This window comes from uncultured Bifidobacterium sp. (genome assembly GCF_949292005.1).
GTDB lineage: Bacteria > Actinomycetota > Actinomycetes > Actinomycetales > Bifidobacteriaceae > Bifidobacterium.
The window spans coordinates 1-11,392 of sequence record NZ_CASEXV010000049.1 but is presented as its reverse complement, the minus strand read 5'-3'; the positions used below and the strand labels follow the sequence as shown (position 1 = coordinate 11,392).

Annotated in this window: 7 protein-coding genes; 4 read left to right on the top strand and 3 right to left on the bottom strand. The window is 60.6% G+C overall.

The genetic code is table 11. From position 1 onward, the window contains the following. The 3 genes from Q1X90_RS03535 to aroA form a co-directional block, all read left to right on the top strand. Positions 1-782, top strand: a 782-nt coding sequence (locus tag Q1X90_RS03535) for a zinc ABC transporter substrate-binding protein (protein WP_300766590.1), incomplete at its 5' end; no start/stop codon positions are given. Between the two features lie 103 nt (positions 783-885). Next, complete coding sequence (locus tag Q1X90_RS03530; RefSeq protein ID WP_300766588.1) at positions 886-1,254, top strand: DUF488 domain-containing protein; 369 nt, start codon at positions 886-888, stop codon at positions 1,252-1,254. 25 nt (positions 1,255-1,279) lie between these two features. Then, entirely contained in the window at positions 1,280-2,749 is a 1,470-nt protein-coding gene (gene aroA / locus Q1X90_RS03525) for a 3-phosphoshikimate 1-carboxyvinyltransferase (RefSeq protein ID WP_300766586.1), read from the top strand. 125 nt (positions 2,750-2,874) lie between these two features. Here the strand turns inward: aroA and Q1X90_RS03520 are convergent, their stop codons facing one another. The 3 genes from Q1X90_RS03520 to Q1X90_RS03510 form a co-directional block, all read right to left on the bottom strand. Next, complete coding sequence (locus tag Q1X90_RS03520; protein WP_300766592.1) at positions 2,875-4,104, bottom strand: acetate kinase; 1,230 nt, start codon at positions 4,102-4,104, stop codon at positions 2,875-2,877. A 198-nt stretch (positions 4,105-4,302) separates the two neighbouring features. Next, complete coding sequence (gene pta / locus Q1X90_RS03515) at positions 4,303-5,991, bottom strand: phosphate acetyltransferase (protein WP_300766584.1); 1,689 nt, start codon at positions 5,989-5,991, stop codon at positions 4,303-4,305. A 319-nt stretch (positions 5,992-6,310) separates the two neighbouring features. Next, positions 6,311-8,788 carry a phosphoketolase gene (locus Q1X90_RS03510; RefSeq protein WP_300766582.1) on the bottom strand — a complete coding sequence of 826 codons (2,478 nt, stop codon included), beginning with the start codon at positions 8,786-8,788 and terminating at the stop codon, positions 6,311-6,313. Positions 8,789-9,251: 463 nt separating this feature from the next. Between Q1X90_RS03510 and guaA the strand changes: the two genes are divergently transcribed. Continuing rightward, complete coding sequence (guaA, locus tag Q1X90_RS03505; RefSeq protein WP_300766580.1) at positions 9,252-10,814, top strand: glutamine-hydrolyzing GMP synthase; 1,563 nt, start codon at positions 9,252-9,254, stop codon at positions 10,812-10,814. Positions 10,815-11,392 lie beyond the last annotated feature (578 nt).

The window sequence follows — 11,392 nt, the reverse complement described above, 5'->3', positions numbered from 1 at the left end:
TATCAGTGGTCGCGAGCATCAACCAGTGGGGATCACTCGCGAAGGAGCTTGGTGGCACGTACGTCTCGGTGACGAGCGTCATGTCGAACACGTCCGTCGAGGCCCATGACTACGAGCCGACGACGCAGAACATCGCGGCGTTTGGCAAAGCGGACATCACCGTGGTCAATGGCGCGGACTACGACTCGTGGGCCGTCAAGGCCGCATCCGCGACATCGGCGATTCTCGTCAACGCCGCGACGACCGGAGGAATCGCGGAAGGATCGAATCCCCATGTCTGGTTTTCCTCCAAGGTGAGGAAGGCCACCGCGGCGTCCATCACGGCCGCGTACAAAAAGGCTGATCCGACCCACGCGGCACAGTACCGCACCCTGTATGAGAAATGGAGTTCCGAGGAGACATCGCTGGAGAAAACCATCACGTCAACGCGCAAGAAAACCGCCGGCAAACGGTATGCCGCCACAGAGTCCGTCGCCCGGTACCTCGCGGACGATCTGGGGATGACCGACGCGACGCCGAGCGGCTATTCGCAGGCCGTGGCGAATGACGGCGAGCCCTCGGCATCGGATATCACCGCGTTCACCAAGCTCCTGTCGTCCGGGAATGTGTCGATGCTTGTCCTCAATACCCAGGAGACAAACAGCGTCACCACGACGATCAGCGATTCCGCGACAAGGAACAGCGTGCCCATCGTAAGACTCACCGAACAGATGCCGGCCCGTTACGACACGCTCACCGCATGGATGAAGGCTTTGGTCGGACAATTCGCGACGGCTGTCTGATGACCTTATTGTGTTGGTAGTTGGATGCCCCAGTGGGCATCTGAATGTAGAGATAGTGGATGCACGGATGTTGGAGGTTGAACCTCCACGAAGGAGCATGGCGATGGGTGTGATTCGGCTGGCCAGAGTCTACGCCGGACGTGGCGGGGATGATGGATACCGCATTCTTGTCGACAGGCTCTGGCCGCGAGGACTCTCGAAGGAGAAGGCCGCGATCGACATGTGGGCGAAGGAATGCGCACCCACATCGGATCTGAGGAGATGGTTCGGCCATCAGCCGGAACGGTTCGAGGAGTTCGCACGCAGATACACGTCCGAGCTGGAGGCCAATCCCCACCTTGATGAGATTCGTGATGCGCTGAAGTCCGAGGACGTGGTGACGCTGGTGTATGCGGCGAAGGATTCCGAGCGAAACAACGCCGTCGTCTTGAGAGAATATCTCATGACGAGCGCGATCGGCGCGAATTCGTGACACCCGTCACCGTACAATGACGCGTATGCCCAACGTTGAATCCAATCCGTCCGCGTCACGCCCCTCCGCCGCCAGCACGTCCGCATCCGCGCTTCCGGCATCTGATGTGAAGCCGGGGGAGTTGTGGAACGCCCCTGTGTCGACCGGACCCCTTGATGCGACGGTCGAGATTCCCGGAAGCAAATCATTGTCGAACCGCTATCTTGTCCTTGCCGCGTTGGGGTCCTCTCCCATCGAGCTTGATGGCCTGTTGCGCTCACGTGACACTGATCTCATGATGGACGCGTTGACGGCTCTTGGCGTGCGGTGCCGTGTGATTGATGGCTTGGACACGCGTGTGATGGTCACGCCGCCAGTCGGCGGGAGGTTCACGGGCGGTTGCCGTATAGACTGCGGTCTTGCGGGAACGGTGATGCGTTTTGTTCCTGCCTTGACGCTGTTCGCCGATGGGCCGGTGTACTTCGATGGTGATGACCAGGCGAAATCACGCCCGATGAGACCGATTCTTGACGGGCTGGAACAGCTCGGAGCCAGAATCGACTATCACGGCGATCCCGGATTCCTGCCTTTCACGGTGACGCCTCCCACCACGTTGCCATTGGGACGGGCTGATGTCACAATCGACTCCTCCCGATCCTCGCAGTTCATCTCCGGACTGCTGCTTGTGGGACCCCGACTTCCCCAAGGCATGTCGCTGACGCATGACGGTGGCCCGCTTCCCAGCATGCCCCACATCCGTATGACCATGCAGGACGTCACGGCTGCGGGCGGTGGAGTGACAATGCCCACACCGGAACAGTGGATTGTTGAACATGCGGATCTTCGACTGCCGGATACCGTCGTCGTCGAGCCGGACCTGTCGAATGCCGCGCCGTTCTTGGGAGCGGCGCTTATCGCAGGCGGGCGGGTTCGCGTTCCGCGCTGGCCGGTCACCACGACGCAGCCCGGAGGGCTTTTGCCGGGGATTCTCATACGCATGGGTGCGACCGCGACTCTTGATGGTCGACCTTGGAGTGATGGAGATAACCGTGGCAGCGATCGAGCGGCCGGTCTTATCGAGGTGGCGGGCCCAACTGATGGCATCATCCATGGTCTTGGCCGTTTTGATCTCTCCGCGGCTGGTGAGCTTGCGCCTAGTGTGGCGGCTTTGGCCGCGGTGGCCGATTCGGGGACGGATCTTGTGGGGATCGCCCATCTTCGTGGACATGAGACCAACAGGCTCGCGGCGCTTGTCGAGCAGTTGAGGGCAGTGGGCTGCGACGCCGTCGAGCTTGATGATGGCGTATCCATTCGCCCTGCGCCGCGTGAGACGCTTCGCGGGACGGTCATGCGCACATACCGGGATCATCGTATGGCGACGTTCGCCGCGATGCTTGGACTCGCCATACCGGGCACGCGGATTAAGGACGTCGCCACCACCCGCAAAACACTGCCCGATTTCCCACGGATGTGGACGGGAATGCTTAAAGGAACGTCTGTGGGCGAGAACCGGTAGGATGCCACCATGGAGTAAAGCCCCGCGCCATGGATGTGGCGCGGGGCTTTACTCATTCACAGGACGAGGCTGGTCAATGCCGCCAGGTCGTGCCTGAATGGTCCGTTGTCAGCGGATCCAGACTGTCAGCGGGTGAACTCGTTGCCGTAGGAGTCTTTTCCGGTTTCGGCGATCGCTGCGGACTTGCGCGCGATGGCCAGCTCCTCGTTGGTCGGGATGACCGCGATGATGACGGAGCTGTCGGGAGTCGAGATGACGCGGGGCTCCTTGGACCGGGTCTCGTTCTTCTTGTCGTCAAGCTTCACGCCAAAGGGCGCGAGCTTCTCGCAGACCCGGCGACGCACGATCTCATCGTTCTCGCCGACTCCTGCGGTGAAGGTGATCACGTCCACCCCGCCCATCTGGGCGGTGTAGTTGCCGATGTATCCGACGATGCGGTGGATGTAGACATCGAGCGCGAGCTTCGCGTTCTCATCACCCTCCGCGACCAGACGATGCACCTCGCGCATATCTCCGAAGCCGGTCATGCCCATCATGCCGGAGCGCTTGTTGAACAGGGTGTCAAGCTCATCCACGCTCATGTGGGCGTTGCGGATCAGGTGGAACACGACGGCCGGGTCAATGTCACCCGTGCGACCGCCCATGACAAGACCCTCCAATGGAGTCAGACCCATTGACGTCTCCACCGGACGTCCCGAGATCTGCGCCGACGCGGAGGCACCGTTGCCGATGTGCAGCACGATCTGCTTGAGCCCCTCGGCCGGTTTTCCGACGATTCCGGGAACAACCGATCCGATGTACTCATGCGAGGTTCCGTGGGCGCCGTAACGGCGGATGTGGTAGCGGTCGGCGATCTCCTTGTTCAGCGCGTAGGTGCTCGCCTCGGCGGGAAGCTGGAAGAAGAACGACGAGTCGAAGACGAATATCTGCGGAACATCGGGGAGCAGCGCGCGCATGACCTCGGCGCCGGTGGCCTCCGGTCCGTTGTGGAGGGGCGCGAGGACCGCGAGGTCCTTGACCTTGCCGATGGTCTTGTCGTTGACAAGTGCCGGCCTGGGGAAGACGTTGCCTCCCTGGACCACACGATGTCCAACGGCCACGATCCCCGCGTCGGTGAGCTTCGGACCGAACTCATCGAAAAGGCCGAGCACACGCTTGAGCCCCTGCTCATGGTCGTGGATGGGCTCCGTGAGCTCGTGCTTGGTTCCCTGATACTCGTGCTTGTAATGTCCATCGATCGGTTCGCCGATTTTTTCGACGAGGCCGGATGCGAGGCCTTCGCCGGTCTCAAGATCGACCAGCTGATACTTGATCGAGCTCGAACCGGAATTGATGACAAGGACGGTTTTCGCCATAGCGGGCTTCCTCCATGTGTTGTTGATCATCCGTGCGTCAGGCACGGCCACCATGTCGAGGATACGCCGCACGCGATACAAGCGGCATATGCGGAATCGGGACCTTTTAGGCTATCGGCACGGCGGAGTGGGCACGACGGACCCAGCATGTTGGGAACAGGGCACGGTGGACCTCGTCGCCGACGATATCGCGCATTGTCAGCACTGCGCCTGGACGGCTGTGAGGGCGATGGTGTTGACGATGTCCTTGACGCTCGCACCTCGGGACAGGTCGTTGACCGGTTTGTTCAGTCCCTGAAGCACGGGACCGATGGCCAAGGCGCCGGACGATCGCTGAACGGCTTTGTAGGCGATGTTTCCCGCGGAGAGATCGGGGAACACATACACGTTGACGCGTCCGGCCACACTGTTGCCTGGAGCTTTGACGTGGGCCACATCAGGTGACCACGCGGCATCGAACTGGATGGGGCCGACAAGGGGGAGGTCGGGGGAGCGTTGGGAGACGATGTCGGTGGCCTCGGTGACCAGATCGACGTCAGGTCCGCATCCGGAACCCAGTGTCGAGTATGAGAGCATGCCCACACGCGGTTCGATTCCGAAGTCCCGGGCGGTACCGGCGGTTTGGATGGCGATGTCAGCCAGCTGCGATGCTGTCGGGTTCGTGGTGATGGCGCAATCCGCGAAGACGACCGGGTGGTCGGGAAGGCACATGATGAACGCTCCTGACACCAGGGAGGCATCCGGGCGTGTGCGGATCACCTGTAGGGCCGGCCTTACCGTTGACGCGGTCGATGTGACCGATCCGGAGACAAGACCGTCTGCCAAACCCATCTGGACAAGCATTGTGCCGAAATAGCTGCGATCGGTGAGTGTTTTTCTGGCGATGTCCTCCGTCATGCCTTTGTGAGCGCGAAGCTCGCACAAGCGCTCCACCATCCTGTCGCGGTAGTCCGGGTCGTTTATGCCGATAATCGTCGAGGACTCGATCGATCGAAGCCCCAGATCGGCCGACCTGGCCAGAATATCTGAGCTGTCCCCGATCAGGGTGATGTCGACGACGTTTCTGCGGAGCAGATAGTCGGCTGCTTTAAGCACTCTGTCCTCCATGCCCTCCGGAAGAACGATGCGCTTGCGGTCCGACGAGGCCCTCACCAGCAGGTCGTTCTGGAAGGCGTGCGGTGTCGTCGCCACCGCTGCCGGAGCATTGAGCAGAGCGGCTATGTCATCGACGGAGATTCGTGATGCGTATGGTCGCAGCGCCTCGTCGCGGGTGCGATCGTCGTCGGCATCGAATGCGACGGGAGGAATCGTCTGCACGGGGATGGAAAGATGGCCCGCCAGCGTCGAGAACTCGGGCGCACGAGAGTCGTCGCATCCCGTCACAACGAGGTCCATGATTGTGCCACCAGTGTGACGGATGACGGATCGACAGTTGCGCACGCTTTCCTCTACCTCGCGGACGTCCCGATGACGGGCGCATATGGCGAGGACGAGACGCGCGTGAAGATCACATGCTATCGAACAGTCAGCGCCGAAGGCGTTTGGCGCGAATACGGATGTCCCATCGGCTCCGACGATGACGCACACGTCGGGGCGGGGTGCGATGGAATCAAGAAACTCCCGATACGCCGTTATGATGTCCGATCGGCAGGAGTCAGAATCGGACATCCAGCGAGACGGGGTGACACCGGAAGCGATGGCCTCTTTCGGATGATCGGGATTCGCAAACCGAGCCAGCGACATGCCCAGCACGTCGTTCTCGGCGGCCACGGGTCGGAAAACCGTGATGGACTTTCCCGCTTGGCGGAGCGCGCGAATCATGAGAAACGCCGTGGCATTCCTTCCGTTTCGTGCCTCAGGGCTCGCGATATAGATGGCTGTGGTCACGGTGCTGCTCCTTCGTCGTTGTGCGTTCGGCCATGCTCCATTGCGCGTCCGACGCCATCACACATTGTAGGACAGCGAATGTGACGACATCACCACATCCATGACATACCATAACCATCGGTTCGATGGTTAGCGCCTGATAAGCCCCGAAAGCCAATACGGATGGCGGGAGTCGATCAATGGTGGTGGGAACGCGCAGACGCCCCGATGCCATATGCCAATCATGCGCCTATGGCGGGGCCCCCGTTTACAGATAACATCCGCAAACGAGGGCCCCGCCATATCAGTCAGCATGCGGGAATGCTATTCCCGCTCCGGCTCACTCGTTGTCGCCAGCGGTGGCAGCGGTCGCAGTGACCGCGCCGGGCTGATCGACCTTGACGCCCGGCCACACCCAGTCGGTGTAGTCCGGATGGTCATAGCCGTTGTCGACGGCGAACTGGAACGCCTCGTCGCGGAACTTCTCGAGCTTGTCGATCTCGCCCGCGTACTTGCTGGAATCAATCATGCGCAGCGCCTCGGCGGTGAGCTCATAGCGATCGATCTCGTTAACGCGCACCATGTCGTAAGGCGTGGTCGTCGAGCCCTGCTCCTCGTAACCATGAACGTTGAAGTTGTCGTGGTTCGGGCGGTCGTAGATGAGTCCACGAACGTCATGCGCGTAGGAGTGGTAGGCGAACAGGACCGGCTTGTCGGCCGTGAAGAGATCGGCGAACTCGTCGTCCGAGAGGGCTTGGTCGTTCTCCTTCGCGGACTGCAGCTTCAGCAGATCCACGACGTTGACGACCTTGAACTTCACGCCGAGCTTGTTGAGCTTGTCGGCGGCGGCCATGATCTCCTGCGTGGGAACGTCACCGGCGGCGGCGAGAACGATGTCGGCCTCGTCGTTGGACTTCACGTTGGAGGCCCAATCCCACTCGGCGGCACCCTTCTCGAGCTCGGCGCGCGCCTCGTCAAGGCTCAGCCAAGTCGCGGCTGGCTGCTTGCCGGCGATGATCGCGTTGATCATGTTCGTCGACTTGAAGCAGCGCTCGGCGACCGCGAGCAGGAGGTTGGAATCCGCTGGGAAGTAGATTCCGATCACGTGGTCGTTGTTGAAGGTCTTGTTCAGCAGCACGCTGGTCACGCCCGGATCCTGATGGGAGAATCCGTTGTGATCCTGACGCCACACGTGCGAGGACACGAGGAGGTTCATCGACGCGATCGGCTTGCGCCACGGAATCTCGCGCACTGTGGCCTCGAGCCACTTGGCGTGCTGGTTCAGCATGGAGTCGATGACGTGGACGAAGGACTCATAGGAGCTCCAGATGCCATGGCGACCGGTGAGGATGTATCCCTCAAGGAAGCCTTCCATCTGATGCTCGGAGAGCTGCTCGGTGACCTGACCGGTGACGGCCATGTGCTCGTCGACCTGGGAGGACAGGTATCCGGCGTCCCACTGCTTGTTGGTGACCTCGTAGGCCGCCTGAAGACGGTTGGACGCGGTCTCGTCAGGCCCGAAGATCCTGAAGGAGTCCGGGTTCAGTTTGATGATGTCGCGGGTGTAGGAGCCAAGACGGCGAGTCGCCTCGAGCTGTCCCCAGCCGTGTCCGTACTTCTTGACCTCATCGACCTGATAGTCGTCAAGCTTCGGAAGCTTGAGGTCCTCGCGGATGCGGCCACCGTTGGCGTTCGGGTTCTCGCCGATACGCAGCTCGCCCTTGGGCATGAACGCGGTGACGTCGGCCTTGACCGCGCCCTTCTCGTCGAAGAGCTCCTCAGGCTTGTAGGACTCCAGCCAGTTCTTGAGGATCTCGAAGTGGGCCTCGGTGTCGCGGGCGGAGGCCAGCGGGACCTGATGGGCACGCCATGATCCCTCGGTCTTCTTGCCATCGATGAACTTCGGGCAGGTCCAGCCCTTGGGGGTGCGGAAGATGATCATCGGGTAGAACGGACGAGTCATGTCGTCGGTCTGCGCCGTGGCCTTGATATCGCAGATCTCGTCGAAGATGGTCTCGAACAGGTCGGCGAAGCGGCGGTGGATGGACGCGTGGTCCTCATCGTCGAATCCGGCGACGAACTCGTAGGGATCGTAGCCCATGCCGTGGAAGAAGTCGTGAAGCTCCTCGTCCGAGATGCGGGAAAGAATGCTGGGGTTCGCGATCTTGTATCCGTTGAGGTGCAGGATCGGGAGCACGATGCCATCGGTGCGGGGATTCACGAGCTTGTTGGACTGCCAGCCGGTGGCCAGAGGACCGGTCTCGGCCTCGCCGTCGCCGACAATCGCGGGCACGAACAGGCTCGGGTTGTTCATAATGGCGCCGTAGGCGTGCGACAGCGCGTATCCGAGCTCTCCACCCTCGTGGATGGATCCGGGGGTCTCCGGCGCGTAGTGCGAGGGGATTCCGCCCGGGTAGGAGAACTGGCGGAAGAACTTCTGAAGTCCGGCCTCGTCCTTCGTGATCTTCGGGAAGTACTCAGTGTACGTGCCGTCGAGATACGACTGGGCCGTTCCGGCGGGTCCGCCGTGGCCCGGTCCCATGATGATGACGGTGTTCTGCTGGTGATCGGCGATAAGACGGTTGATGTGGCCGATGAGGAAGTTCAGGCCGGGGGTGGTTCCCCAGTGTCCAACAAGGCGGTGCTTGACGTCCTCGCGAGTGAAGGGCTCCTTCATCAGCGGATTGCTACGGAGGTAGATCTGTCCGATGGCAAGATAGTTGGCGGTGCGCCAATACTTGTCTACGCCTTCAAGGGCTTCCTCGGAAACCGGAGCGTTGAGCTTCTTCCAAGGGGTGCCAATAACAGGATTCGTCATGTGTACTCCTGTACTCCTGCACGCGTGCGTGCGATTGATTATTATCAGTAGGTCGTGGATTCTTCGACGCTGGTTGCGCTGGGGAACCACTTCCAATCGAGACACATGTTACGTGGGACTTGCGACTTTTGGCGCTTTTTTTGCTGCTGTGTTCGGAATTGTTTCCTTTCGTATCGCCGACCGCCTTGCCAACCTCACAGACATGGCAGGCACGGACGACCTGAAAACCGCGGAATCATAGGAAAATCGGCATTCGTCGTCGAGTGTCGACATGAATGTTCGATATGGCTTCTCATCCTGCCAAGAATCATTGCCCGGCGTGTTGTCGGCTTTCGGAGAAACCAGTCCGGGGTCGTCCATGCCCTTTTGTCGTCTTGCCCGGACACAATGTCTGTGGTCGGCATCATAGAAATAGGGTGTCTTGCGAATCACGTCCATCAACCGCAGTCCCGGAGGAGAGAAAATGGCCAAGGGTCCAGTCCTTGTCGTCGATTTCGGCGCCCAATACGCCCAGCTGATCGCACGCAGGGTGCGCGAGGCGAATGTCTACTCGGAGCTTGTGCCCCATTCCATGCCTGTCGAGCAGATGCTCGCAAAGGACCCCAAGGCGATCATCCTCTCAGGTGGCCCTGCTTCGGTGTTCGATCCCGGAGCTCCTGGAATCGACGTGTCCCTGTTTTCCTCGGGCGTTCCCGTTCTGGGAATCTGCTATGGCTTCCAGGTCATGGCCTACGAGCTTGGCGGAGTCGTCGACCGTGCCGCGATGGGGGAGTACGGAAAGACCGAGACGACTATCGACCATGCCGATGGGATACTTGCGGGATCCCCGGCCAGTCAGAGCACGTGGATGAGTCATGGGGTGGCGGTTGAGAAGGCGCCTGAGGGATTCGAGGTCCTCGCCCACACGCAGGGCGCGCCCGTAGCGGCGATGCAGGATACGTCGCGTGGCCTGTATGGGGTTCAATGGCATCCCGAGGTCCGTCACACGCCTCTGGGACAGGCGTTGATATCCACCTTCCTGCATGATTGCGTCGGACTGGCCTGTGACTGGGACGCGGCGGGAATCATCGACGATCAGGTGAGAAAGATACGCGAGAGGGTGGGGGATTCCCAGGTCATCTGCGGATTGTCCGGGGGAGTGGATTCGGCTGTCGCCGCGGCTCTCGTCCATCGCGCCATAGGCGACCAGCTCACCTGTGTGTTCGTCGATCATGGTCTGCTTCGCAAGGGCGAGGCCGAGCAGGTGAGGCACGACTTCGTCGCGGCAACGGGCATCAGGCTTATCGCCGAGGACGCCTCCGAGGACTTCCTGACAGCATTGAAGGGCGTCAGCGAGCCCGAGCGCAAGCGCAAGATCATCGGGGAGAAGTTCATCCGCACCTTCGAGAAGTCCCAGCGGCAGGTCATCGAGGAGGCCGGGAGAACCGGCTCCGAGGTGCGCTTCCTCGTGCAGGGGACTCTGTATCCCGACGTCGTCGAATCCGGCGGTGGTGACGGCGCGGCGAACATCAAATCCCACCACAACGTCGGCGGCCTGCCCAAGGACCTCAAGTTCGAGCTCATCGAGCCGCTGCGGACGTTGTTCAAGGACGAGGTCCGTGCAATAGGGACCCAGCTGGGACTTCCTGACGAGATCGTCTGGCGGCAGCCGTTCCCCGGTCCGGGTCTGGGCATCCGCATCGTGGGGGAGATCACGAGGGAGCGTCTGGACGTTCTGCGCGAGGCCGACGCCATCGTGCGCGAGGAACTGTCGAAAGCCGGACTTGACCGTGACATCTGGCAATGTCCCGTCGTTCTTCTGGCCGACGTGCATTCGGTCGGAGTCCAGGGCGATGAGAGGACCTACGGCATGCCCGTCGTGCTGCGCCCGGTCAGTTCGGAGGACGCGATGACGGCCGATTGGTCGCGCATCCCCTACGATGTGCTCGCCACGATCTCCACTCGGATCACCAACGAGTGCCGGAACATCAACCGCGTGGTGCTGGACTGCACGTCGAAGCCGCCGGCGACCATCGAGTGGGAATAGCAAAAGGCCAAAAATGCCAAGCCACCTGTAACCATTCACTGCGACGCACTGCAACACATAGCGTCGCAGTGGTTATCACACCACCTGCAACAAACAGGAATAACAGGTTCGAATCAGCCCTGGAATCCGATGGTTTTCGGGGCTGATTTCATGCTTATTACCTGCGGTTTTGATTCTTGATTGTTCTATGAAGTGACGAGCGTTTGAGCGATTTGGCGCGTACCGGACATTCGTGCTCGCCATGAAAGGATGTAAAGCCACCCACAATTACTCCCGAGCTGAAAACCGGCATTTTTCGAGTGATTCGAATCAAACCCGAATCATCGCCCTCTTTTGAAGGCCGGAATCGTAAAACCGCAGGTAAAGCTGAGGGAATAACAAATCGGAGAGAAGTGCTTTTCAGGTGCATGTTCGCCCTCGACGAATACGAAAAAGCGGCCCGGAGGCCGCTTGATTGATTCGCAATTATTCTCCAAGTGGCTTTCTCAGGACCCGAATTCGGCCTGCCATTCGCCGAGTTCCTCAGGGATGATCTCGCCCGCGTTTTCCGAATCAAGCATCCACATCCATGCGCCAAG